The 24,379-nt window shown below is 71.6% G+C and carries 19 protein-coding genes; 13 read left to right on the top strand and 6 right to left on the bottom strand.

Annotated elements, in window-relative coordinates; all coding sequences use genetic code 11:
• The first annotated feature begins 143 nt into the window (after positions 1-143).
• Positions 144-2,966, top strand: a complete 2,823-nt coding sequence (locus CLT74_RS24965) for a winged helix-turn-helix domain-containing protein (protein WP_099849425.1) — start codon at positions 144-146, stop codon at positions 2,964-2,966.
• A gap of 76 nt (positions 2,967-3,042) precedes the next feature.
• Here the strand turns inward: CLT74_RS24965 and CLT74_RS24970 are convergent, their stop codons facing one another.
• The 3 genes from CLT74_RS24970 to CLT74_RS24980 form a co-directional block, all read right to left on the bottom strand.
• Positions 3,043-3,579 (bottom strand): phospholipase, encoded by a 537-nt coding sequence (locus CLT74_RS24970; protein ID WP_099849428.1) that lies wholly within the window; start codon positions 3,577-3,579, stop codon positions 3,043-3,045.
• Between the two features lie 179 nt (positions 3,580-3,758).
• Positions 3,759-4,484 (bottom strand): BON domain-containing class I SAM-dependent methyltransferase, encoded by a 726-nt coding sequence (locus tag CLT74_RS24975; RefSeq protein ID WP_099852872.1) that lies wholly within the window; start codon positions 4,482-4,484, stop codon positions 3,759-3,761.
• A 97-nt stretch (positions 4,485-4,581) separates the two neighbouring features.
• On the bottom strand, positions 4,582-6,219 hold the full coding sequence (locus tag CLT74_RS24980) for an ABC-F family ATP-binding cassette domain-containing protein (RefSeq protein WP_099849431.1): 1,638 nt from the start codon (positions 6,217-6,219) through the stop codon (positions 4,582-4,584).
• Between the two features lie 60 nt (positions 6,220-6,279).
• Between CLT74_RS24980 and CLT74_RS24985 the strand changes: the two genes are divergently transcribed.
• The 3 genes from CLT74_RS24985 (at position 6,280) to CLT74_RS24995 (ending at position 7,869) form a co-directional block, all read left to right on the top strand.
• Positions 6,280-7,032, top strand: coding sequence for an ROK family protein (locus CLT74_RS24985; RefSeq protein WP_099849433.1), 753 nt, complete (start codon positions 6,280-6,282; stop codon positions 7,030-7,032).
• Positions 7,033-7,130: 98 nt separating this feature from the next.
• Positions 7,131-7,499, top strand: a complete 369-nt coding sequence (locus CLT74_RS24990) for a tetratricopeptide repeat protein (protein WP_099849435.1) — start codon at positions 7,131-7,133, stop codon at positions 7,497-7,499.
• Between the two features lie 115 nt (positions 7,500-7,614).
• Positions 7,615-7,869 (top strand): Smr/MutS family protein, encoded by a 255-nt coding sequence (locus CLT74_RS24995; protein WP_099849438.1) that lies wholly within the window; start codon positions 7,615-7,617, stop codon positions 7,867-7,869.
• Between the two features lie 118 nt (positions 7,870-7,987).
• Here CLT74_RS24995 and CLT74_RS25000 read toward each other — a convergent pair whose 3' ends face one another.
• The gene (locus CLT74_RS25000; RefSeq protein WP_099849440.1) at positions 7,988-10,366 is read right to left on the bottom strand and encodes a M28 family peptidase; all 2,379 of its coding nucleotides are present in this window, start codon (positions 10,364-10,366) and stop codon (positions 7,988-7,990) included.
• Positions 10,367-10,524: 158 nt separating this feature from the next.
• Between CLT74_RS25000 and CLT74_RS25005 the strand changes: the two genes are divergently transcribed.
• From CLT74_RS25005 to CLT74_RS25035, 7 genes are all read left to right on the top strand, one after another.
• Positions 10,525-11,775, top strand: coding sequence for a fused response regulator/phosphatase (locus CLT74_RS25005; RefSeq protein WP_199172259.1), 1,251 nt, complete (start codon positions 10,525-10,527; stop codon positions 11,773-11,775).
• Positions 11,772-13,535 (top strand): sensor histidine kinase, encoded by a 1,764-nt coding sequence (locus CLT74_RS25010; RefSeq protein ID WP_099849442.1) that lies wholly within the window; start codon positions 11,772-11,774, stop codon positions 13,533-13,535. The genes CLT74_RS25005 and CLT74_RS25010 overlap by 4 nt, the downstream gene beginning before the upstream one ends.
• Positions 13,532-13,984 carry a response regulator gene (locus CLT74_RS25015; protein ID WP_099849444.1) on the top strand — a complete coding sequence of 151 codons (453 nt, stop codon included), beginning with the start codon at positions 13,532-13,534 and terminating at the stop codon, positions 13,982-13,984. Before CLT74_RS25010 ends, CLT74_RS25015 begins: the two co-directional genes overlap by 4 nt.
• Positions 13,977-14,786: an inositol monophosphatase family protein gene (locus tag CLT74_RS25020; RefSeq protein ID WP_099849446.1), complete on the top strand. Its 810-nt coding sequence runs from the start codon at positions 13,977-13,979 to the stop codon at positions 14,784-14,786. Before CLT74_RS25015 ends, CLT74_RS25020 begins: the two co-directional genes overlap by 8 nt.
• Positions 14,787-15,072: 286 nt before the next feature.
• Positions 15,073-16,077, top strand: coding sequence for a VldE C-terminal domain-containing protein (locus CLT74_RS25025; RefSeq protein ID WP_099849449.1), 1,005 nt, complete (start codon positions 15,073-15,075; stop codon positions 16,075-16,077).
• A gap of 36 nt (positions 16,078-16,113) precedes the next feature.
• Positions 16,114-17,667: a fused MFS/spermidine synthase gene (locus tag CLT74_RS25030; protein ID WP_099849452.1), complete on the top strand. Its 1,554-nt coding sequence runs from the start codon at positions 16,114-16,116 to the stop codon at positions 17,665-17,667.
• A gap of 71 nt (positions 17,668-17,738) precedes the next feature.
• The gene (locus CLT74_RS25035; RefSeq protein WP_099849455.1) at positions 17,739-19,406 is read left to right on the top strand and encodes a serine/threonine-protein kinase; all 1,668 of its coding nucleotides are present in this window, start codon (positions 17,739-17,741) and stop codon (positions 19,404-19,406) included.
• 9 nt (positions 19,407-19,415) lie between these two features.
• Here the strand turns inward: CLT74_RS25035 and CLT74_RS25040 are convergent, their stop codons facing one another.
• Together CLT74_RS25040 and CLT74_RS25045 are read right to left on the bottom strand one after the other, a co-directional pair.
• The gene (locus CLT74_RS25040; RefSeq protein ID WP_099849457.1) at positions 19,416-20,087 is read right to left on the bottom strand and encodes a potassium channel family protein; all 672 of its coding nucleotides are present in this window, start codon (positions 20,085-20,087) and stop codon (positions 19,416-19,418) included.
• Positions 20,077-21,411 carry a potassium transporter TrkG gene (locus tag CLT74_RS25045; RefSeq protein WP_099849459.1) on the bottom strand — a complete coding sequence of 445 codons (1,335 nt, stop codon included), beginning with the start codon at positions 21,409-21,411 and terminating at the stop codon, positions 20,077-20,079. Before CLT74_RS25045 ends, CLT74_RS25040 begins: the two co-directional genes overlap by 11 nt.
• Positions 21,412-21,606: 195 nt before the next feature.
• Between CLT74_RS25045 and CLT74_RS25050 the strand changes: the two genes are divergently transcribed.
• Together CLT74_RS25050 and CLT74_RS25055 are read left to right on the top strand one after the other, a co-directional pair.
• The gene (locus CLT74_RS25050; RefSeq protein ID WP_099849461.1) at positions 21,607-22,728 is read left to right on the top strand and encodes a glycerophosphodiester phosphodiesterase; all 1,122 of its coding nucleotides are present in this window, start codon (positions 21,607-21,609) and stop codon (positions 22,726-22,728) included.
• A 440-nt stretch (positions 22,729-23,168) separates the two neighbouring features.
• Positions 23,169-24,374 (top strand): substrate-binding domain-containing protein, encoded by a 1,206-nt coding sequence (locus CLT74_RS25055; RefSeq protein ID WP_099849464.1) that lies wholly within the window; start codon positions 23,169-23,171, stop codon positions 24,372-24,374.
• Positions 24,375-24,379 lie beyond the last annotated feature (5 nt).

The raw sequence follows: 24,379 nt of genomic DNA on the forward strand, positions 1-24,379 counted from the left end.
TGGGTGGTACGGGTGATGCCGGCCTTGCCCGGACGCCGGGTCCGATGGCACCTTGGGTCGGAGCCTCGGCCGGCCGTTCTCACGATGCGTGATGATCTGGTTTCGGGAAGTATGGTGCCGAGACCAGGGGGGAGGTTCCACGCATGCCGCGACGGATGCACCTCCCGACCGGCTGGGTGACCTTTGTTTTCACCGACATCGAGGGCTCCACCCGGTTGGCCCAACTGCTCGGGTCCGGCTATCGGCCGGTGCTGGCCGAGCACCGGCGGCTGCTGCGCCGGACGATCGCGGCGACCGAGGGCGCGGAGCTGCTGACCGAGGGCGACTCGTTCTTTCTGGCCTTCGATGATGCCGGGGCGGCGTTGACCGCGTGTCTGACCGCGCAGCGGGCCCTCGGAGAGCACGACTGGCCGACTCCCGAGTCTGCTCCCCGGGTCCGGATGGGACTGCACACCGGCTGGGCGGAGCCACGTGACGGCGAGTACGCCAGCCCCGAGGTGCACCGGGCGGCCCGGGTCGCCGCCGCCGCGCACGGCGGACAGGTCCTCTGCTCGGCTGCCACGGCGCGGCGAGCCGATCCACTGCCGGCCGGCGCCTCCCTGCTCGACCTCGGGCTGCACCGGCTGCGTGGCTTCGACGACCGGGAACGGCTCTTCCAACTCGTCGCGCCCGGCCTGGAGCGGCAGTTCCCGCGCCCGCGTACGGCCGACGCGGTGGCGCACAACCTGCCGATCCAGGTGACCACGTTCGTCGGTCGGCAGACCGAGCGCGCCGAGCTGAGACGACTGGTTGCCCGACACCGGCTGGTCACCGTGCTCGGCGCGGGTGGCAGCGGCAAGACCCGGCTGGCCGTCGAGTTAGCCACCGACCTGGTGGACGAGTACCCGGACGGGGTCTGGTTCGTCGACATCGCCGCGGTCACCGACCCCGGGCTCGTCGCCTTCGCGGTCGCCGCCGTGCTCGGGCTGCGCCCGGAGCCGGGCCGTCCGATGGTCGACACCCTCGTGGAGTACGCCGCTCCCCGCCGGATGCTCATCGTCCTCGACACCTGCGACGCGCAGCCGGCATCCTGCGCCGAGGCGGTGTCCCGGCTGCTCGCCGGTGGCGGTGGGGTGCGGGTGCTGGCGACGACCCGGGAACCGTTGGGGCTGCCGGGCGAGGTGGTGTGGCGGATCCCGCCGTTGTCCGTCGATCCGGCCCCGGACGGCACCGAGAGCGATGCGGTTGCCCTGCTGCTGGACCGTACGGCGGCGGCCCGGGGCGGCCGGCAGCCCGACCCGTCCGAGTCGGCCGACGTACGCCGGGTGGTGCGGCGGCTGGACGGGTTGCCGCTGGCCATCGAGTTGGCCGCGGCCCGGCTGCGGGTGCTCTCGGTGGGTCAGCTCGCCGAGCGTCTCGACGACGTCCTCGGCACGCTCGACGCCGGCCGTGCGGACCCACTGCCCCCGCCAGCCGATCGGGGTAACGCCGGCAACCAGCGGGACACCGTCGACCTGGCCGCGGCGGCCACCGGTCTCAGCCCCTCGACCCCGGCCACCCGGGCGGTGGCCCGTTCGGCTCTCGAACGGCACCTCACCATGCAGGCCACGGTCACCTGGTCCTACCGGACGCTCGGGCCCCGTGCGGCGCGACTGTTGCGCTGGCTGGCGGTCTTCGCCGGTCCGGTCGACCTGCCGACTGTGGAGTGGTTGCTCGACGACGACCCGCTCGACCCGCTCTCGGTGCTTGTCGACAAGTCCATGGTGTTGGCGGAGCCGCACGCGACCGGTTGCACGTACCGGATGCTCGACCCGATCCGGGCCTACGCGGCGCGGCGGCTCGCCGAGGCCGGCGAGGAGCAGGCCGCCCGTGACCGGCACGTGGCCTGGTCGGCGCACGCCCTGGAGCGGGCGCACCTCGGCCCGGACGGGCAACCGGTGACTCTCTCGCTGTACGCGCTGGATCCACTCGCCGGGGAGTTGCGGGCCGCGCTGCGCTGGTGTGCCACGGGTGGCAGCGCCCGGGCCGGTCTCCGGCTGGCCGGCGGGCTGGACCAGTGGTGGCGCGAGCGCGGACTGGCCCGGGAGGGACGGCTCTGGCTGTTCCGGTTGTACGGCCGACTGGCCGAGACCGGCGAGGCGATCCCGGAGGACGAGCTGGCGGCGGCCTATCACATGCACTCCCTGCACGCCGGGGGCGACGGCGAGTTCGGCGAGGAGCTGCGCTTCTCGCAGCGGGCGGAGGCAGCCGCCCGTCAGGCGGCGGACGCCGGTCTGCTGGCCCGGGTGCTGGCGGGCCGGGCAGCTCCGCTTGTCGATATGGGGCAGTTCGCCGAGGCGGAGCGGGTCTGCCGGGAGGTCATCGACTGGGCTCAGGAACAGGGGGTCGAGTCGGAGTCGTTGTTCGCCGTGTTCCGGCTGGCCGAGTTGCTGTGGCGGCGGGGGGCGCTCGACGAGGCGGCGGAACTGCTCGGCGCGGCCCGTCCGGTGGAGGCGTCCCGGCCGGTCGACCGGGGCCGACGCTCGGTGGACATGCTGCTCGGCATGGTCGCGTTGGCCCGTGGCGACCTGGTGGCCGCGCACGAGCATCTGCTGGTGGCGCTCCGGTCCCGGATGAATCACGGCTTCCACGGGCGGGCCTGCGACACGTTGAACGCCATCGCGGTGCGCTGCGCCGTCGGTGACCAGCCGCTGACCGGGGCCCGGCTCTTCGGCGCCGCCCAGGCGACCCGGGCGGGTCTGCGGTCGACGCCGGGCATCTACGAGGCGTACTGGACGGAACGGCAGGCCGCGTTGCGGCGGGTGCTCGGCGACGCCGCCTTCGACGAGGCGTACGGGGAGGGCGCCGACCTGGGGCTGGACGAGGCGGTCGCGCTGGCACTCGGTGTCGAGCACCCCGATCTGGCTGCCGATTCCGGGCGGTTCGCCAGGGGGCGCTCCGCGCCGCGTCAACCCAGCACCGTCGACCGCCACACCGAGCACGCCTGACCCGGGACGTCTCACCCGGGACGCCTGACCCGGAGACGCCCGGCCGTGGTGCCGGCCGGGCGTCCCGCTGTGCTGGTCAGGCGCGAGCGCGGCGCTCGGCGTCGGCCTTCATCCGAGCCGCCCGGTCGATGTCGGACTGCTGGACGGCGGCTACCGATCCGAAGATGGCGACCGCCTGGTAGTAGGTCCACGCCAGGCTCAGGCAGGCCGGCCGGACAACTGAGTTGTAGGTGGCGCAGGAGCGCTTCAGGTCTTCGTAGAAGGCGCTGTCGAGGCGCGGTTTGGTGGCGCTGAACTGGCCGACCGCCTTGTAGTTGCGGTAGCCGAAGTCGTGGCGGGCGCAGGAGAGGCTGAACTTGAACCCGAGCGGGTTGTCCGGGCTGGACGAGCAGTAGTCGGTGGACCAGTCGAAGTTGTACTCGGCCCAGGGCGCCCGGTTCTGTCGGGCGGAGTACCAGGCGTTGTAGCTGCTGGCGCTGGTCTGGGTCCAACTGGACAGGACGGACAGCTTCTGCTGTGGAGTGACGGCCGCCGTGGCGGGGGAGGCCACGGCGAGGGCGGTGAGCAGCGCGAGGAGGCCAGAGGCGAGGAGGCTGGCGAGACGTCTGGGCATGGTCGTACCTCCGCGGGGGTGTGCGGTGGAGCCACTTGTTACCGGCGAGTCACCGGGGTTCGATCAGTGTCGATCAATGGCGCGGCCTGCCGGTGTTACCCACGAGAAATATTGGTGACCTGTGCCGAAACAGACGAATGCCCTGGACACCGATGGTGTCCAGGGCAGTGGTCGCTCGGTCAGTCGAAGAAACGGGCCAGGTGGGCGGCGGAGGGGCCGTCGTCGTCCGGACCCAACGGTGTGAGGTCGGCGAAGATGGACGCGCCGTCGCTGCCGGCGTGCAGCGGGTGCCAGCGCGGGGTTCCCGGCGGTCGCATCACGCAGACACCCTTGATCGTCTGCACGTCCAGCAGTCGCACGTGGGTCGGGTCGGCCACCGCGTTCACATGGCCCCACCAGGGGCTCATGACGTGCAGCACACCGCCGGGTCGGAGCACCCGATGGCACTCGTCCAGCAGCGGCAGGAAGTCGATGAGGTGCTCCAGGATGTGTACCGCGAACAGTACGTCGACCGAGTCGTCGGCCAGCGGCAGAGAGCCGGACAGGTCGGCTACCGCGTCCACCCCCGGCGCGGGAAAGATGTCGAGCCCGAGATTGCCCGGCCACTGCTTGGTGCCGCCGCAGCCCAGGTCGACCACCACCGGGTCGCGTCCACCCACCCGCACCCGGCACCAAACGCCGAAGACGCCGGCCAGTCGGCCCACCTGCTCGCGCACCAGTCGCAACTGTGTCGGGTCGTCGACCTCGCCGGTCAGGTGGGCGACGCCCCGGTCGAAGCGCACCTCGACCGCGAGCGGACGCAGTCTCTCGTCGTGACGGACCTGGTCCGTCCACGCCTCGGTGAGGAAACCGTCCACCGCCCGCAGCCGCTCGGCGGAGGGCGGGGTGTGTGCCAACGCGACCATACCGGCCACCTCCGGCCCGCCCGTTACCCGGATAGTTGACCGATATGCGTTGGTTGTCCTTGAAATTCGTGCCAGAAGCCGCCGTCTGTCGTCCGGATCACAACTCGGTGATCCGCCCGGCGTCCACCCGCAACCGCCGGTCGAGGCGTACCGCCTCCAGCATCCGTCGGTCATGGGTGACCAGCAGCAGCGTGCCCCCGTAGCTGGCCAGCGCGGACTCCAGTTGTTCGATGGCCGGCAGGTCGAGGTGGTTCGTCGGCTCGTCCAGCACCAGCAGGTTGACGCCGCGCCCCTGCAACAGGGCCAACGCGGCCCGGGTCCGCTCGCCCGGGGAGAGCGTCGCGGCGGGTCGCAGCACGTGCTGTGCGCGCAGGCCGAACTTGGCCAGCAGCGTACGCGCGTCCGCCGGGGACACCTCCGGCAACGCGGCCCGGAAGGCGTCCAGCAGCGGTACGTCCCCGAGGAACAGTCCCCGAGCCTGGTCCACCTCGCCGATCACCACACCAGGCCCGAGCGTGGCCTGGCCGGCGTCCAGCGGTAACCGGCCCAGCAGGGCCGCCAGCAGGGTCGACTTGCCGGAACCGTTCGCCCCGGTCACCGCCACCCGGTCCGCCCAGTCGATCTGAAGGTTCACCGGGCCGAGGGTGAAATCGCCCCGGCGTACCACGGCGTCGCGGAGAGTGGCCACGACGGCGCCGGCGCGGGGCGCGGCGGCGATCTCCATCCGTAGCTCCCACTCCTTGCGCGGCTCCTCGACCACCTCCAGGCGTTCGATCAGCCGCTCGGTCTGTCTGGCCTTGGCAGCCTGCTTCTCGGACGCATCGGACCGGAACTTCCGGCCGATCTTGTCGTTGTCGGTGGCCTTGCGCCGGGCGTTGCGGACCCCCTTCTCCATCCAGGCCCGCTGGGTACGCGCCCGTGCCTGGAGCCCGGCCCGGGTGTCGGCGTACTCCTCGTAGTCGGCGCGCGCCTGGCGGCGGGCCACCTCCCGCTCCTCCAGGTACGCCGCGTATCCGCCACCGAAGTGGTTCACCTGCTGCTGGTGCAGGTCCAGCTCCAGCACCGAGGTCACCGTGCGGGCCAGGAACTCCCGGTCGTGGCTGACCAGCACCGTGCCGGCGCGCAGTCCGGTGACGAAGCCCTCCAACCGGTCCAGACCGGCCAGGTCGAGATCGTTCGTCGGCTCGTCGAGCAGGAAGATGTCGTACCGGCTGAGCAGCAGCGACGCCAACCCGGCTCGGGCGGCCTGTCCGCCGGAGAGGCTCGTCATCTCCTGATCGAGATCAACGGCGAGTCCCAGTTCGGCGGCCACCTCCTCGGCCCGCTCGTCCAGATCGGCCCCGCCCAGCCCGAGCCAACTCTCCAGCGCGGCGGCGTACGCGTCGTCCGCGCCCGGCCGGCCGGCGGTAAGCGCCTCCGTCGCCGCGTCGAGGGCGAACTGCGCTCCGGTCACGCCGGTGCGGCGGGCCAGGAACTCCCGGACCGTCTCCCCGGGGCGGCGCTCCGGCTCCTGGGGCAGGTGCCCGACGCTCGCGCCGGGCGGGCTCACCGCGACGCTGCCGGCCTCGACCGGCAACAGACCGGCGAGCGTACGCAGCAGCGTCGACTTGCCGGCTCCGTTGGCCCCGACCAGGCCGACCACGTCACCGGGGGCGACCACGAGGTCCAGGCCGGTGAAGAGGGTTCGTTCCCCGTGCCCGGCGGCGAGGTCCTTGGCGATCAGCGTGGCGCTCACAAGCAGCCGAGCCTACCCGTCGCCGCGCGGCGACCCCCGCGACGAGGCAGACTCACGTGCGTGTTGACCACTCTGGCGATCGACTGCGGGGGCGGCGGGATCAAGGCGTCGGTCCTCGACGGCGCGGGCACCATGCGGGCCCAGCCGATGCGGGTGCCGACGCCGTACCCGCTGCCGCCGGGCCTGTTCGTGCAGACCCTCGTGGAACTCGGCGGTCGACTGCCGGCGGCGGATCGGGTGACGGTGGGGATGCCCGGCATGATCCGGCACGGCGTGGTGGTGGCCACCCCGCACTACGTGACCCGCTCCGGGCCGCGCAGCCGGACCGACCCGGAGCTGCTCGCCGAGTGGTCCGGGTTCGACGCGCGCAGCGCGCTCTCGGCCGCGTTCGGCCTGCCGGCGCTTGTGCTCAACGACGCCGAGGTGCACGGCGCCGGGGTGGTCGCCGGCACCGGCTGCGAACTGGTACTGACCCTCGGCACCGGGCTGGGCAGCGCCCTCTTCGACGGTGGGGTGCTCGCCCCGCACCTCGAACTGTCACACGCTCCGGTGCGCTGGGGCACGACCTACGACACGTACGTGGGTGAACCGGAGCGCCGCCGGCTGGGCGACGCGTTCTGGTCCCGGCGGATCCGGCAGGTGGTCGAGGGCCTGCGCCCGGTGTTCCGTTGGGACCGGCTGTACCTGGGCGGGGGGAACTCGCGGCGGATCCGCCCCGAGCAGCTCACCCGGATGGGTGACGACGTGGTGGTGGTCCCCAACAGCGCCGGCATTGTCGGTGGCGTCCGCGCCTGGGACCTCGCCACCGTCTGAAGACCGCCATTCGGCCAGGAAAGCGACCGGGAACAGTCGCGGTACCGCAGGTGTTGTGCCAGCGTCGGAGCAGTGGTGCGAACGGAGGGGGTGGCGGCATGGATCTTCTGGCCGAATACCGGCGGGCGACCCTGTTCTTCGAGGCGGGCGACCCGAGCAGCGCGGCCCGGCTGCTCGAACCGATCATCGAGGCGGAGCCGGACAACGCCGCCGTGCGGCAGTTGCTGGCCCGGGCCTACTTCCAGTCGGCGCAGCTCAGCCGCGCCGAGGAGCAGCTGCGAGAGCTGGTCGACCGCAACCCCAGCGACCACTACGCCCACCACGTGCTGGGCCGGACGCTGGAGCGACTCAACAGGTACACCGACGCGCTGCGGCACCTGCGCATCGCCGCGGCCATGCACTCGTCCCACGACGACTACACGGCGGCCCTGCGCCGCGTCGAGACCCGGGTAGGCGGCGGTCGTTGATCCCGAACATGTGTCGCGAGGGCAGCCCGAACGGGCTGCCCTCGCGACGTCCCGGGCCGGCTGGCGACCTGCCTACCATGGGCCGCATGACAGCCAACCGGACGGTGGACGTGGCATGAAGCTGAAGCTGGACCTGCACGACATCTTCAACAAGGGCCACGACATCGACCGGGCACTGCGCGGGATCATGGACGAGGCGGTGGCCAAGAAGGCCACCCTCGTCGAGATCATTCCGGGCAAGGGCTCCGGCCAGCTCAAGAAGCGCGTGCTGCGCTTCCTCGACCAGAAGGACGTCAAGCAGCTCTACCACCGAGTCGAGAAGGACTCCAAAAACTTCGGCCGCCTCTTCATCCACTTCCGCTGGAAGTAACCACCCCCTCCGCCCCTCCACCTCCACCCGCGATCTTGCACTTTCGGTCGTCCTTATGGTTGCTATGTCCTGTTTTGCGGGGACGAAAAGTGCAAGATCGCGGGGTGCGGGGTGGGGGCTAGAGGGGGTAGGTGCGGGCTACGGCGAGCATTTCGGAGGTGTGGGAGCCGGTGATGCCGACGCCGGGTGGGCGGGGGCGGAAGCCGGGGAGTGCGTCCAGGCCGTCGCTGGCGTCCATGGCCCGCAGCGCGATGCGGTCCGCCTTCGGGGTGACGGTGAGCGTGACCTCGATGCCTTCGCGCGGTGGGGCGTGGAAGACCACCCCGAAGCCCCAGCGGCCGTCGCGTTCCTCCACCGGCACCGCACGGCCCGCCACCCGGGCTTCGCGCACCGTCGCGGTGGACGTGTCGACGTGCAGGGTGGCCAGGCGTACCTGGCGTTGCGGGGTGAGCCGGAGGGTCAGCGTGCGCGCACCAGCGGCGGTGGTGTCGGCAAGGACGTCCAGCCGGGGCGCGGGCAGGTCCGCCGGCTGTGCCGGGCCGCCGAGCAGCTCGTCGCCGCCGATACCGGGGAACTCGTCGGCGACCTGGACCGGTCCGTCCACGTACTCGGCGGTCCAGGGCTGTGGCTCGCTCTCGTGACTCAGCCAGCGGGCCTGGGCGGTGCCGGCGTCCAGCGCGTACATCAGGTGGGTGGGCGCGGGGTGCGCGGCGTCGAACCTGTCGACGGCGATGCCGGTCCCGGCGAGGACCACAGCGGCCAGCGCGGCGGCCCCGGCGGGCAGGGCGCCGAGTCGGCGGGCCCGCAGCGCCACCATGCCCCGCTGGCCGCCGGCCTGCGGGTGCAGCAGGTCGACCACGGGCAGCGCGGCCAGCCCGAGCAGCACCGCGAAGAGCGCCGCGACGCCGCCCATCGCCATGCCCAGCGCCGGGAAGAGCAGTACCACAGTGGGGAGCAGCAGGATCACCGCGACCGCGGCCGCGACGGTCACCGCGATCACCGGTACCGGACCGTCGAGGCGGGTGGCCAGCGCCACCAGCCCGCCGAGCGCCCCGGCCAGCGCGGGCAGGGTCGCCAGGTAGGCCCCACCGGGTGCCAGGAAGGCGAGCAGCACGCCGAGCAGCGCCAGCCAGCCGAGCCCGCCGATGGCCAGGGCGGCCGGGCCGAGCCGGCGTCGGCTGAGCGCGTACCAGGCGAACACGACGGCGGCGGCGAGCGCCAGCACGGCCAACCGGTACCAGGTCGGCCGGTACGGGTCGAGCAGTTCGGCGTTGCCCGGTCGCAGGGCGAGGATCGCCGCCCAGAGGAGCTGGGCGCCCAGTGGGGCCACCACGATCGGCACCAGGGCCAGGCCGAAGCCGGCGGCCAGCCGACCGGTGGTGACCCGGTTCCGGCGTCGGGCCAGCCAGCCGAGCACGACCACGCCGCCCAGCGCCAGCAGGGCCAACGGCAGCACCAGCCAGCCGGGGTAGCGGGCGAGACCGCCGGGGACGGGGAAGTAGGTGGCGTCGTGGCCGGCGCGCAGGTCACCGAGGTCGATCCGACCGAACTCCCGGGCGAGACCGAGGGAGTTGTCACCGTGATGCTGGAGGCTGGCCCGGTCCATCGAGGCCGGGGTGTCCAACGGCGTGTGATAGATCGCGCCGCCGTCCAGGTACGCCGAGTTCAGCCCGAGGAACCCTTCGTCGAGGAAGGCGGTGAAGTCGGTGTCGTTGGGCAGGGCGCGGTACACCTCCACCGCGAACGAGGTGCCCACCGGGTGCGGCGCGGCCCGGCCGAAGACCTCGACCAGACGGGCGTTCTCCGGCGACGTCTCGAACATGATCACCGGACCGGTGCGGCCCCGTGCCTCCAGGTTGAGCACCACTCCCTTGCCGGCGGCCAGCGGGTGCTCGGAGGCGAACGTCGAGGCTCCGCAGAGGCACGCCTCCTCGGCGTCGGTGAGCACGAAGACGACGTCGTTACGGGGTGCCGGGCCGTCCGTCAGCGCGCGGGCCACTTCCAGGATGGTGGCGACCCCGGCGGCGTCGTCGTTGCCGCCCGGCCCGGTCTGCACCGCGTCGTAGTGGGCGACAAGGAACACCGTGCCGGTCGGATCGGTGCCGGGCAGCCGGGCCACCACGTTGCGCACCCGGGCCAGGGTGGCGCCGCCCGCCGCGCCGCTGAGCTGCCCGGCCTCCTCGGCGACGGTGTCCTGCACCTGCGTCTCCAACCCGAGGCCGCGCAGTACCCCTTCCAGGTAGGCGCGGACCTCGTCGTTGGCCGGGCTGCCCGCGACGTGCGGCCGGCCGGCGACCTGCGTCACGTGCGGGTACGCGCGCCCCGCGCTGAACTCGCCGGTCGGCGTGTCGGCCGGCCGGGGTGCCGGCGGGCGAAGATCGAGCAGAGCGCCCGCGCCGACGGCGACGAGCGCGACGAGTGCCGCCAGCGCGGCGAGCGGGCGTCGACGGGGCCGGGTGAGGGCGCGGTCGGCGGCGGGGCTGGGGGGTGCGCCCACGGGTGACTCCTCGCGAGGGGTGGTTCTGGGGTGCACATCATCCTCCATGCCACCTGAGGGTGCCCCGTCATGTTGTGTGCGAACGTTGTCTAATACAGGATCAGCGGGGCACTCGGAAGGAGCCCGACATCACCAGCGATCTTCCGCCAGTCGCGGCGGTGAGCCGGCCGGCCCGGGGGACCGGGATGACCGGTCCCTCCGTCGTGTCGTGGCCGTATCCGCAGGGCGGGCTGGGTGGCAATCCGAACCTGCCCCCCGGAGAGCGGCTGCGTGTGCTGCTGGTCGAGGACGACGAGGGCGACGCCTTCCTGGTCGGCGAGCTGCTGGCCGAGACGAATTCCGGGATCGACCTGCTGGTGGCGACCAGCCTGAGCGAGGCCCGCCGGAGGATCGCCGGCGTCGACTGCGTACTGCTCGACCTGGGTCTGCCCGACGCGCAGGGGCTGGACGGGCTTCGGCAGGTGCTGGAGATGTCCGGCAGCGCGGCCGTCTGTGTGCTCACCGGCCGCACCGACGAGCACCTGGGCATCGTGGCGGTCGCCGAGGGGGCCCAGGACTACCTGGTCAAGGGCCAGGTGGACGGGGTGCTGCTGACCCGGGCGCTGCGCTACGCGGTGGAGCGTAAACGGGCCGACGAGAACGCGCGCCGGCTGCGGGAGGTGGAGCTGCGCCAGGCCGAGTCGGCCCGGTTGGAGCGCGGCCTGCTGCCCCAGCCGCTGATGTCGACCGACCAGATCGCGGTGCACACCTTCTACCGGCCCGGCCGGCACGCCGCCCTGATCGGCGGCGACTTCTACGACGTGGTGCAGACCCGCCCCGACCGGGTGGATCTGATCATCGGCGACGTCTGCGGGCACGGCGTGGACGAGGCGGCCCTCGGCGTCGAGCTGCGGGTGGCCTGGCGGGCGCTGATCCTCGCCGGGGTGCCGGACGACGAGGTGCTGCCCGCACTGGAACAGGTGCTGATGAGCGAGCGCCGGCTTCAGGAGATTTTCGCGACCGTGGCGACGGCCCGGTTGGACCTCAACGCCGACCGGGCGACGGTGCGACTGGCCGGTCATCCGCCACCGGTGCTGCTCGCCGGTGGGCGGGTGACTCAGGTGCCGGCGCCGGGTGGTCTGCTGCTCGGCGTACGGCCCCGCCGGCCGGTCGCCTTCGACCTGAAGTTCGACACCGAGGACTGGTCTCTGCTGATGTACACCGATGGTCTGATCGAGGGCCGGGTGGGCGCGGGCGACGAACGGCTCGACGTGCCCGGCCTGACCCGCCTGCTGAGCGAGCCGGCCAGCCGGGCGGTTCCGCTGTCGGATCTGCCGGCCTGGTTGGTCGGCCGGGCCGAGCAGCTCAACAACGGCCCGTTCGCCGACGACGTGGCGATGCTGCTGGTCACGCGGGGCGGTGGCCGGTGACGAGTACGGGTGCCGGCTGGAGTCTGCGCGGTCGGCTGGCGGTGCTTGTCGCGATCGTCGGGCTGCTGCTGATCGGGGTGGCGGTTGCGGAGACCGTGGTCGCGGCCCGCAACCGGGCGCACATCGACGCGGTGCTCAACGTGACAGGTCCGCTGCGCGCCCAGTCCCAGGAACTGCTCGCGGTCCTGGTCGACCAGGAGACCGCGATCCGGGGGTACGCGTTGACAGGTGAGCGGGAGGACCTCGTCCCGTTCGACACCGGTCGGCAGCGTGAGCAGCAACTGGCCACCTCGATGGACCGACTGTTGACCACATACCCGGAGCTGCGTGACGAGTTCCAGCTGGTGCAGCAGCAGGCGGAGCAGTGGCGACAGACCGTCGCCCTGCCGGTCATCGCCGCCATCGACGCCGGTGGCACCGTCGCTGGCCAGCAGTTGCTCACCGATCAGTCGCGGCAGCAGTTCGACCAGATCCGGGTCGCCGTCGACGTGCTGCAGAACGGCATCCTCGAGGTGCGCGAGGAGGCCGCCACGGACGTCCGCAGCACCAGCAACCTGCTGGTGCTGCTGCTGGTCATCGCGGCGCTCGTGGTACTGGTCGCCGGGGTGGTGCTGCTCACCTCGCTGGAACGGATGGTGATCCGTCCGCTGACCAGCCTGGCCGGGCAGATCCGGGAGGTCGCCGTCGGTGACTACGGCCACGGCATCACCGGCACCGGTCCGCCGGAGTTCCGGCGGCTCGGCGAGGACGTGGACGCGATGCGGCAGAAGATCGCGGCGGACCTGGCCGAGGTGCGGGAGGCGCGGGAGCGGATCGAGTGGGTCAACACCCAGTTGCAGAAGCAGGCCGAGGAGCTGACCCGGTCCAACCGTGACCTGGAACAGTTCGCCTACGTCGCCTCGCACGACCTCCAGGAGCCGCTACGCAAGGTGGCGAGCTTCTGCCAGCTGCTCCAGCGGCGTTACGCCGGGCGGCTCGACGAGCGGGCCGACCAGTACATCGCCTTCGCGGTGGACGGCGCGCAGCGGATGCAGCGGCTGATCAACGACCTGTTGGCGTTCTCCCGGATCGGTCGGCTCACCGCCGGTTTCACCGAGGTTGACCTGAACCGCCTGATGGAGGAGGTGGCGGGGCAGACCGAGCCGGCCCGGCAGTACGCCGACGCCGAGCTGACCTGGGGCGAGCTGCCGGTGATCCGCGGTGAGGAGCCCCTGCTGACCAACCTGCTTGTCAACCTGGTCAGCAACTCGGTGAAGTTCCGTCGGGCGGATGTTCCGCCGAAGGTGCACGTCTCGGCCCGGCTGATCGGCGACGATTGGGAGATCACCTGCCAGGACAACGGCATCGGGATCGAGCCGGAGTTCGCCGACAAGATCTTCGTCATCTTCCAGCGGTTGCACGCCAAGGACGCGTACCCGGGTACCGGGATCGGGCTGGCGATCGTCAAGAAGATCGTCGAGTACCACGGTGGTCGGGTCTGGGTGGACACGGATGTGCCCGAAGGTACGGCGATCCGTTTCACCCTGCCCGCGCTGCCCGCCGACATCGAGGCCGCGGAGCGCGGCACCGGTGTGGACGGGTCGGGTGCGGACGGGGCCGAGCCGACGGACGTGGCGACAGACCGGGTCGATGACGAGGTCCGGGCGGGTGACGGTACCGTCGGCGCCGAGGCCGGCGGCGAATCGGAGCGCCCCTCGGCTGTCGTTGGCCAGTCCCCGGCCGGCGGTGGGACAGGCGGCATGAAGGAGGCGGTGGGATGACCGCGCCGGCGGACGGCAACAGCCCGATCGAGGTGCTTCTGGTCGAGGACGACCCGGGTGACGTGCTGATGACCCAGGAGGCGTTCGAGGAGCACAAGCTACGCAACCGGCTCAACGTCGTCTCCGACGGTGCCGAGGCGTTGGCCTACCTGCGTCGCGAGGGCCAGTACGCGGACGCGGTGCTGCCGGACCTGATCCTGCTCGACCTGAACCTGCCCCGCCGCGACGGCCGGGAGGTGCTGGAGGAGATCAAGAGGGATGAGCAGTTCTGCCGGATCCCGGTGGTGGTGCTGACCACCTCCCAGGCCGACGAGGACATCCTGCGCAGCTACCAGTTGCACGCGAACGCGTACGTGACGAAGCCTGTGGACTTCGAGCAGTTCATCTCGGTGGTCCGGCAGATCGACGAGTTCTTCGTCAGCGTGGTGAAGCTGCCGCCGCGTGGTTGACACCCTGCTCGACGACGTCGCCGGGCTGCTGCGGGAGGCCGCCGACCGCGTCGTACTGCCGTTGTTCCGCCATCTCGACGCCGCCGACGTGACCGAGAAGGCCCCCGGTGAGCTGGTCACCGTCGCCGACCGCCGGGCCGAGGTGATGATCAGCGCCGGGTTGCTCCGGTTGCGCCCCGGTTCGGTGGTGGTCGGCGAGGAGGCGGTGGCCGACGATCCTGACCTGCTGCGTCACCTGCGCGCCTCGGGCGACGTGTGGCTCGTCGACCCGGTGGACGGCACCGCCAACTTCGCGGCCGGCCGCCGCCCGTTCGCGTTGATGGTCTCCCTGCTCACCGATGGTGAACCGGTGGCCGCGTGGGTGTTCGATCCGCTGGCCGACGCGCTGGCGACCGCCCGTACCGGCGAGGGCACGTACCTGGACGGTCAGCCGTTGCACCTGCCCGACGGGGCACCGCCGATGGGTGAATTGCGGGGTGCCGCGATGACGAAGTTCCTGCCGGGGCCCTCCCGGCGCACGGTGGAGGCAGGCGGCGCACAGCTCGGCGAGCTACTGCCGGGGCAGCACTGCGCCGGTCGCGAGTATCTCGACGTGCTCACCGGCCACCAGCAGTTCGTGTTGTTCTGGCGGACCCTGCCCTGGGACCACGGCCCGGGCACCTTGCTGGTGCGGGCGGCGGGCGGGGTGGCCCGCCGACTCGACGGGACGGACTACCACCCCGCCGACACCGAACACGGCCTCCTGGTCGCCGTCAACGAACAGGTCTGGACCGACGTCCACACCACCCTCCTCCCCACCTGACCTCCTCCGCCTCGCATTGATCATGAAGTTAGCGGCAGTAGAGATCAAAATGCCGCTAACTTCATGATCAACGTGGCTGAATGCGCGGAGGGTGATGGGGTGGTTGCGGGGGGTGGAGGTTTGGTGGGGGGTGAGGGTCGGGGGGTGGTCGAGAAGGCTGGTTCCGGTATCCTGACCGGCGGCCTTCCGCCAGCAGGCCGCCGACCGGCGCCGGCGGGGGTCGCCGCCGCGCAGTGAGTCATCGGGGGCCGGCGGCTGACGAAAGGATGCTTTCGTGCGCAGGTCCATGCCCGTCCGGCGGTACGCCCACCGGCCGCTGATCGCCCTGCTCGCCGCCGTGGCGCTGCTGCTCGGCGTGGGTGCCGTGCCGGCGTACGCCGAGCCCAACGAGGGCGGCAGCAAGAAGCTGCGCGATGCCCTGGAGGCAACCGCCAAGGCGCACGTCGACGCGAAACGAAAGCTGGACGGCTCCAAGAAGCGGCAGAAGCAGCTGGCCAAGGAGCTGACCGCGATGGAGGGCCGGCTGGACGAGCTGACCGCCATGGTCGGTGAGGTGGCCGCGCAGTCCTACCGGGTCGGGCGGCTCAGCCCGGCGGCCGTGTTGCTGGACAGCGCGACCCCGGAGGCGTTCGTGCAGCGGGCCGCCAACCTCGACATGATGGCCCAGCGGGACAGCCGCCGGATCCGGGAGATGACCGAGGCGCGCGAGCAGGCCCGCCAGGCCAAGCTCGCGATAAACGCCGAGGTGCGCGAGCAGACCAAGCAGTTGGCCGTGATGGCGAAGAAGAAGCGGGAGGCCGAGGCGGCCCTGGCGGCGGTCAGCTCGGGCAGCAGCGGCGGGTTCAGCGGCGGCAGCTCGACCTCGGCGAAGCCGGCACCCCGGAACTCCGACGGCTCCTGGCCCGGCGAGTCGTGTTCGGTGAGCGACCCGACCACCTCGGGATGCATCACCCCGCGCACCCTGCACGCGCTGAAGCAGACCCAGGCGGCCGGCTACAAGCGGCACGTCTCCTGCTACCGCAGCGGTGGTTCCGGTGAACACCCCAAGGGGCGGGCCTGCGACTTCTCCGCCGCCACGAACGGCTTCGAGGACCGTACGGCCACCGGCGGCGACAAGTCGTACGGGGACAGCCTGGCCGCCTGGCACGTCCGTAACGCGGACCGGCTCGGCGTGCTGTACGTGATCTGGTACCGCCAGATCTGGCACCCGGGCACCGGCTGGCGGGCGTACGGCGGGAGCGGCAGTCCGGCCGCTGATCACACGAACCACGTTCATCTTTCGATGCATTGACGTACACGCGGCGGATCGCTGCGTACCATCGCCACGATGAACTCTCCATCGCCTGACGTGGTGGCCACGTCCGCGCCGTCCCTGCCGCAGGTGCCCCGGGCCCTGCCCAACGGGCTCGCCGCGTTCCTGGTCTTCTACTCCAGCGGTGCCGTCCTGGTCCTGGAGACCGCCGCGTTGCGCCTGGTCGGGCCGTACGTCGGGGTCACCCTCCAGGTGACCAGCTCGGTCATCGGCATCGCGCTGGCGGCGATCGCGTACGGGGCGTGGGCGGGCGGCTGGCTGGCCGACCGGCGCAATCCGCGTACGCTGCTGGCCCCGGCGCTGGTGCTCTCCGGCATCGCCACCGCGATCACCCTGCCCGCGGTGCGGTACGCCGGTGAGGTGCTGCGCGGTGGGGCGGAAAGCGCGGTGCTGCTGCTGGTCGCGGTCGCCGTGTTCGCACCCGCGATGCTGCTCTCCTCGGTCAGCCCACTGGTGATCAAGCTCCAGCTCGCCGACCTGCGCCGCACCGGCCAGGTGGTCGGGCGGCTCTCCGGCATCGGCACGCTCGGGGCGGTCACGGCCACCCTGGTCACCGGCTTCGTGCTGGTAGCCGCGCTGCCCAGCACCGTGATCCTGTTCGGGCTGGCCGCCTCCCTCGGCATCACAGGTATCGCGCTCGGGGTGTACCTGCACCGGCAGGACCGGGCCGCCCTCCCCGGGCCGGCCCGGGTCAAGGCCGCCCTGGCGGTGCTCGGTCTGGCCGGGGCCGGGCTGACCATGGTCGCCCCGGACCCCTGCGATGTGGAGACCGCGTACCACTGCGCCCGGATCCAGGCCGATCCCGGCCGGGCCAGCGGGCGGACCCTGCTGCTCAACTCGGCCCAGCACTCGTACGTCGACCTGAACGACCCGACCCACCTGGAGTACGCGTACACCCGGTGGATCGGCGCGGTGGCCGACGTGGTCGCGCCGGAGGGGCAACGGCTCGACGCGCTGCACCTGGGCGGGGGCGGCTTCACCGTGCCGCGCTACCTGACCGCCACCCGACCGGGCACCGACAACCTGGTGTTCGAGATCGACGGCGGGCTGGTCGAGCTGAGCGAGCGTCGACTCGGCGTACGCCAGGGACCGGACCTGCGGGCGGTGGTGGGTGACGCCCGGATGCTGGTGGCCGCCGAGGCGACCGACAGCCGCGACTACGTGGTGGGCGACGCCTTCGGGCACCTGGTGGTGCCCTGGCACCTGGCCACCCGGGAGATGGCCGCCGAGATCCGCCGGGTGACCCGGCCGGGCGGGGTCTACGTGCAGAACGTCATCGACTACCCGCCGCTGCGGTTCATCCGCAGCGAGGTGGCCACCGTCGCCGCCGAGTTCGGGCATGTCGCGCTGATCGCGCCGCCGGAGGCGCTGGCCGGCGAGCGGGGTGCCAACTTCCTCATCGTGGCCTCCGACGCGCCGTTGCCGCTGGCCGCGGTACGGGCCCGCCTCGACGACGCCAACGAACCGGTCAGCCTGCTCAGCGGCGGCGACCTGACGGACTTCGTCGGCGACGCGCTCGTGCTCACCGACGACTACGCTCCGGTGGACCAACTGCTCGCCACCGCCTGATCGGGTGACATCCGTGACCGAATCAGCCCAGAAAGGTGTAGGCGGCCTCACGTCGGGCAACAACGCCGACCATGGGTGGTGGGGTAAGCAGGGGAGCGCAACTGCTCGGTGAGCGGTACCGGCTCATCGAACAGCTCGGCGCGGGCGGCATGTCGGTGGTCTGGCGGGGCTACGACGAGGTGCTCGGCAGGCAGGTGGCGGTCAAGGTCCTCGCGTCCCGGCTGGCCAGTGACCGGGCGTTCCGGCACCGGATCAGGATCGAGGCCCAGGCCGCCGCCCGGCTGTGCCACCCCAACATCACGAGCGTGTACGACTACGGCGAGTCCGTGCAGGTCGGGTTGACCGTGCCGTACGTGGTGATGGAGTTGATCGACGGCGGTCCGCTGACCGCCCGGCTGGCCCGCGACGGACGACTGCCGTGGCGGGAGGCGGTGACGGTGGCGGCCGAGGTCGCCTCCGCGTTGGCCACCGCGCACGCCCGAGGCGTGGTGCACCGCGACGTCACCCCCGGCAACGTGATGCTCACCGCGACCGGTGTGAAGGTCGTCGACTTCGGGATCTCCGCCCTGGTGGGCGAGAGCGAGAAGGGCCCCGACGGCACCCTGCTCGGCACCCCGGCGTACCTCGCCCCAGAGCGGCTCGACAACGGTCAGGTCAGCCCGGCCACCGACGTGTACGCGGTCGGGCTGCTGCTGTACCGGATGCTCACCGGCCGGTTGCCCTGGCAGGCCGACACCACCACGCAGATGCTGCGGGCCCACATGTACCGCGAGCCGGAGCCGATGCCCGACGTACCGGACCTGCCTGGCGGTGTCGCCGACCTCGTCCACCGCTGCCTGGCGAAGCGACCGGCGGACCGGCCGGACACCGCTGATCTGGCCCGGGTCCTCGCCGCGGCGGCCGGCAAGGTGCCGGCGGTGCCAGTGGGTGTCGGCACCGGTGAGACCGGTCCGCAGTCGCTGGCGGACGCCGGTACCACGATCCTGCCCTGGTCCGCGGCGACCGATGCGCTGCCCCTGGCGGGCCTGCGCACCCGGCGCGGACTGCACCGCCGACGTCGGGTCGAGGCGGTGGCGGCCGCCGCCGGTCTGATGGTCATCACGGCGGCGGTCTGGGGAGTCACGTCGCACAGCTCCGCCAGCGGCGGGATCGACCAGCCGACCCAGGCGCGCATCGGCGGCGAACAGGAGATTCCCTGCCAGGTCACGTACGCGCTGCGCAAGGATTCCGGCAAGGACTTCACCGCGGAGTTGAGTCTGACCAACACTGGCGACCGTGAGCTGCGCGACTGGACCATGAGCTTCGCCTTCCCCGGCGAGCAGAAGGTGACCGCCGCGACGCCGGCGCCGGTACGGCAGCAGGGGCGGGCCGTGGCGGTGCAGCCGGCGCCCCAGCGGCCCGCACTGGCACCCGGTGCCACCGAGAAACTGAACCTGACCGGGCGGTACACCGGGACGAACCCGCTGCCGGTGGAGTTCCGGGTCGGCACGGCGCGGTGCGGGGTGCAGGTTTCCGGAGTGGCCGGCACCGCGCCCACCACCAGGCCGGCCCCCGCCAAGTCAGCCCCGGCCAAGACGGTGAAGGCGGCGGCCGGGAAGGCCGGTTCCGGCGGCTCCGGCGACACCAAACCCAAGGCGAAGAAGACAAAGCCCGAGAAGTCAAAGCCGGACGGCAAGGAGAAGGGCAAGGGCGGCGGGAAGCCGCAGCCGGCCAAGCCGGGCAAGGGCCCGGGCCGGTGAGCTGACCGGTCAGGACAGCGTGGCGAAGCGCTGGATATTTTCGATGGTCCCTTCCACGATGAGAATCGTCTCCTCGGGGAGTTCCAGGACATCGGAGGCGTATCGGTACCGCTCCTCGCCGGGCCGCTTGATCCCGATCACCCGTACGCCGTAGCGGTCCAGCAGTCGGACCTCGCTGACGGGGTGACCCGCAAGCGACCGCGGAACGCGGATCCGCGCCACCGCGAAGGCCTCGCCGAACTCCACGAAGTCGAGCATCCGACTGATGATCAGGTGGGCCAGCCGCTCGCCGGTCTCCGCCTCGGGAAAGATCACGCGGTGTGCGCCGACCGAGGAGAGGATCTTCGCGTGCTGCCCCGACGTCGCCCGGGCCCAGATCTGCGGTACGCCCAGCTCCACCAGGGCGAGCACGGTGAGCACGCTGGCCTCGACGGAGGCACCGATCGCCACCACCGCCCGGCCCAGGTCGGTCACCCCGAGCTGACGTAGCGCCTCCTCGTCGGTGGCGTCGGCCTGCGCCACCTGGTCGAGCATCGGCGACCACTTCTGCACCTGCTGGGCGTCCCGGTCGATGGCCAGCACCTCGCGGCCAAGGGCGGAGAGCGATTCGGCCAGGTGACTGCCGAACCGGCCGAGGCCGATCACCGCGACGCCCCCCTCGTCTGGCTTCCTATCCGACAACTGGTTGCTCCTCTGGGTAGCGGTAGAGCCGGCGCCGGGTGTTCAGGGCAATCGCCGAGCCGAAGGTGAGCGGCCCCACCCGGCCGACGTACATGAGCACGGTCAGCAGTAACTGGCCTCCGTCCGACAGGGACGACAGGACGCCCACCGAGAGCCCGGTGGTGCTGAACGCCGACGTGACCTCGAACAGCGCGGCGTAGAACGGCAGCTTGTCGGTCATCGCGATGAGCGCGGCGGTCCCGGCGGCCACGATCGCGACGCTGAGCAGCGCCACGGTGAGAGCCTGCCGCTGGCTGGCGGTGGCGACCCGTCGGTGCCCGACCGTGACGTCCGGCTCGCCGCGGACCTCGGCCCAGATGACGAAGGCGAGCAGGAAGAAGGTGGAGACCTTGATCCCACCGGCGGTGCTGGCGCTGCCGCCCCCGATGAACATCAGCCCGATCAGCAGCGTGTAGCTCTCCTCCCGGAGCAGTTCGGTCGGTACCACCTCGAAGCCGCCGGTGCGGGCCAGCGCGATCTGCGTGAACCCGGCGACCACCTTGCCGGGAACGTCGTACTGGCCGACCGTCCACGGGTTGGCCCACTCGGCGGCCAGGAACGCGATCCCACCGAAGGCGACCAGGACGACGCTGCCCCAGATGGTCAACTTGGTGGCGACCGCCCACCGGGCCGGCTGCCGCCATTCGCGGACCGCCTCGAACATTGCCGGAAAGCCGAGTCCGCCGACGATGGCGCCGAGAGCCAACGGCAGACTGACCCAGGGGTCGCGGGAGAACGCCAGCAGTCCGTCGCTGTAGAGCGAGAAGCCGGAGTTGTTGAACGCCTGCACCGCGTGGAACGAGCCCGTCCAGAGGGCCCGCCAGAACGGATAGTCGTAGGCCAGCCAGAGACGTGCCGTGACGAGGAGCGCCATCACCAGCTCGCAGGCGAACACCGTGCCGGCGATGTGTGCCAGCAGCCGGCGTACGTCGCCGAGCCCGTACTCAGCGGTCTCGGCCTGCACCAGCATCCGGTTGTGCAGACCGAGCCGCCGGGACACGGTGAGGATCACCAGCGCGGCACCGGTCAGGATGCCGAGCCCGCCCAGTTGGGTGAGCACCGTGATGAGCACCAGCCCAGGGCCGGACCAGTAGTTCGGGGTGTCGGTGACGGTCAGGCCGGTGACCGAGATGGCCGACGTGGCGGTGAAGAGCGCGGTCATGAACGGGGTGTGCTGGTACTCGATGGTCATCGGGCGCAGCATCAGCAGGCCGGTGCCGATCAGGATCGCCACCAGGAAGACGAGCGGCACGAGCCGCACCGGGTGACGAAGGAACCGACGCACCAGACAATCTTCCGATTCCACCCACCCGTTCCGGGCCGGAACCGCCATCCCTCCCACCCGTCCCGCCGACTCACCCTTGCGCTGCTTCAACGGACGCAAAGGTGGAGGATTCACCGGATGGTCAGCCGCGGACCAACTGACGGTCAGCCCGGGCAGGTCTGCTGAGGCGGTTCCCGACGAACCAAGGAGACCGCGTTGCGACGTACCCTTTCCGCCCTCGGTGTGACGGTGACCCTGCTCGCCGCCGCCGTGGCCACGCCCATGGTCGCCACGGCGAAGCCGACCGGCGGCACGGACCCGGCCCGCGTCGGTGACCAGCCCATCGTCATCGGTCACCGGGGTGCCAGCGGCTACCGGCCGGAGCACACGCTTGAGGCGTACCGGCTGGCGATCCGGATGGGTGCCGACTACATCGAGCCTGATCTGGTTGCGACCGCCGACGGCGTGCTCGTCGCCCGGCACGAGAACGAGATCAGCGGTACGACCGACGTGGCGGCCAGGACGGAGTTCGCCGACCGCCGGACCACGAAGACCATCGACGGCGTGTCGGTGACCGGTTGGTTCACCGAGGACTTCACCCTCACCGAGCTGCGGACGCTGCGGGCCAAGGAGCGGCTGCCCCAGGTACGGGTGACGAACACCGCGTTCGACGGCCAGTTCCAGGTGCCCACCTTCCAGGAGGTGATCGACCTGGCCCGGGTCGAGGGCAAGGCACGTGGCCGGGTGATCGGTGTCTACCCGGAGACCAAGCACCCGACGTACTTCGCCTCGATCGGCCTGCCGCTGGAGGATCCCCTGGTCGAGACGCTACGTCGGGCAGGTTGGACGAAGCGGAACTCGCCGGTCATCATCCAGTCCTTCGAGACGGCGAACCTGCGGCGGTTGGATCGGCTGACCGAGGTGCGGTTGGCCCAGCTGCTCGACGCCACCGGCCGGCCGTACGATTTCACCGTGGCCGGGGACACCCGCACCTACCGTGACCTGGCCACTCCCGCCGGCCTCAAATGGATCTCGCGCTACGCCGACGGGATCGGCGCCAACAAGAACCTCATCGTGCCGCGCGACACCGCCGGCAGGCTGCTCACCCCGACGACCCTGGTCCGGGACGCGCACAAGGAGAAGCTGATCGTGCACGCCTGGACCTTCCGGGCGGAGAACCAGTTCCTTCCGGCGGACTTCCGGATCGGCGCCGACCCGAACGCCCGCGGCGACATCCAGGCCGAGTACGAGCTGTTCTACCGGCTGGGCCTCGACGGCGTCTTCACCGATCACCCCGACACCGCCGTGGCCGCCCGCGCCGCCCTACCCCGCCCCTGACCCCCACCCCGCTCCACCCCGCTCCGAGCGCCCTGCAACTTCGGGGATGTTGCTGCCTCCGCTGGGGGTCGACCCAGCAACATCCCCGAAGTTGTCGAAGAATCAGCGCAGGCGGGCGGCCGGTGCGCAGGAGCCGCAACTCGTGCCTTGGGCTTGCCCGGAGGCCCCGACGTGCCGCAACCCGCCATCGCCAGAGAGCAGCCGCGCCCGCGAGTGGGCGGCGGACCGTGGGGGTGGGCGACACAAGGCGGGCCGGTGTCGTGGGAGCGGTGCCCGCCGCTCGGGCGGGCCGGAGCGCCCGGGGCGCCAAGCTTGTAAGGGCTGGCCATCCCAACCCTGTTACTTGTGTGTTTCCGCCACATAGCCCGTGGGTGACGTCACTTCTAGCGTGAGCCGACACATAAGGTTTTCCTTCCTCTGAGTCCTCACGTGGAGTCGCAATGACGGTCCGGACGACACGGCGGGTGTTCATCTCCGCCGCCACGATGATGGCCGCGGCGATCGCCGCCACGGCCTGTGGCAGCCCCCAGGACACCGCCAACGGCGGCGGCGACAGCGCCGCGCCGGTGAAGGTTGGTCTGGTCTACTCCCAGTCGGGAGCGCTGGCCAGTTACGGAAAGCAGTACATCGAGGGGTTCAGGGCGGGCCTGGACTTCGCCACCAACGGCACCAACAAGGTGGGCGATCGGGCGATCGAGATCACCGAGGTCGACGACGCGGGCGACCCGGCCAAGGCGGTCTCCGCGGCCAAGGACCTGATCGGCAAGGGCAACAAGATCATCGCTGGTTCCACGGCCTCGGGTGTGGCGCTTCAGGTCGCTCCGATCGCCGCCCAGAACAAGGTGCTGTTCATCTCCGGGCCGGCCGCCACCGACGCGGTGACCGGCGCGAACAAGTACACGTTCCGCTCCGGTCGGCAGTCGTACCAGGACGTGGTGACGGCGAAGTCGTTCATCGGTGACCCGGCCGGCAAGAAGGTGGTGGTCTTCGCCCAGGACGGTGCCTTCGGCGACGCCAACGAGGCGGCGGTCAAGGCGGTCATCGGCGGAGCCGGCGCGAGCGTCAGCGCCGTCCGGGCGCCGGCCAGCGCGACCGAGTTCACCCCGTTCGCCAGCCAGATCAAGTCCGCCAAGCCGGACCTCCTCTTCGTCGCCTGGGCCGGCACCACCGCTCCGGCGATGTGGCAGACCCTCGACCAGCAGGGCGTGCTCACCTCCACCACTGTCGTCACCGGTCTGGACATCCGTGCCTCCTGGCCGACCTTCGGCGCCGCCGGCAGCAAGATCTCCTTCCTGTCGCACTACTTCGACGGTGCCAGCGACACCGAGGCGGCCAAGGCCGCGAAGGCGAAGGTCCCCGGCGGCACGCTCGACCTGTTCCACCCGGACGGGTTCGCCGCCGCGCAGATGGTGGTCCGCGCCGCGGCCGAGGGCGGCGACGACGTCGACAAGATGGTCACCGCGCTGGAGGGCTGGAGCTTCGAGAGCGTGAAGGGCAGCATGACCATCCGCGCCGAGGACCACGCGCTGCTCCAGCCGATGTACCAGGCGAGCCTGACCGGCAGCGGCGACGCCTTCACCGCAGCCGCGCAGAAGGCGCTCACCGGTGACGAGACCGCGCCGCCGGTCCAGGCGATGAAGGGCTGACCGGA

This window comes from Verrucosispora sp. CNZ293 (assembly GCF_002754655.1).

Excerpts from the sequence above, each read along its gene's own strand:
- CLT74_RS24965 (WP_099849425.1), top strand. The coding sequence starts at position 144 with ATGCCGCGACGGATGCACCTCCCGACCGGCTGGGTGACCTTTGTTTTC.
- CLT74_RS24970 (WP_099849428.1), bottom strand. The coding sequence starts at position 3,579 with ATGCCCAGACGTCTCGCCAGCCTCCTCGCCTCTGGCCTCCTCGCGCTG.
- CLT74_RS24975 (WP_099852872.1), bottom strand. The coding sequence starts at position 4,484 with ATGGTCGCGTTGGCACACACCCCGCCCTCCGCCGAGCGGCTGCGGGCG.
- CLT74_RS24990 (WP_099849435.1), top strand. The coding sequence starts at position 7,131 with ATGGATCTTCTGGCCGAATACCGGCGGGCGACCCTGTTCTTCGAGGCG.
- CLT74_RS24995 (WP_099849438.1), top strand. The coding sequence starts at position 7,615 with ATGAAGCTGAAGCTGGACCTGCACGACATCTTCAACAAGGGCCACGAC.
- CLT74_RS25015 (WP_099849444.1), top strand. The coding sequence starts at position 13,532 with ATGACCGCGCCGGCGGACGGCAACAGCCCGATCGAGGTGCTTCTGGTC.
- CLT74_RS25025 (WP_099849449.1), top strand. The coding sequence starts at position 15,073 with ATGCCCGTCCGGCGGTACGCCCACCGGCCGCTGATCGCCCTGCTCGCC.
- CLT74_RS25030 (WP_099849452.1), top strand. The coding sequence starts at position 16,114 with ATGAACTCTCCATCGCCTGACGTGGTGGCCACGTCCGCGCCGTCCCTG.
- CLT74_RS25035 (WP_099849455.1), top strand. The coding sequence starts at position 17,739 with ATGGGTGGTGGGGTAAGCAGGGGAGCGCAACTGCTCGGTGAGCGGTAC.
- CLT74_RS25055 (WP_099849464.1), top strand. The coding sequence starts at position 23,169 with ATGACGGTCCGGACGACACGGCGGGTGTTCATCTCCGCCGCCACGATG.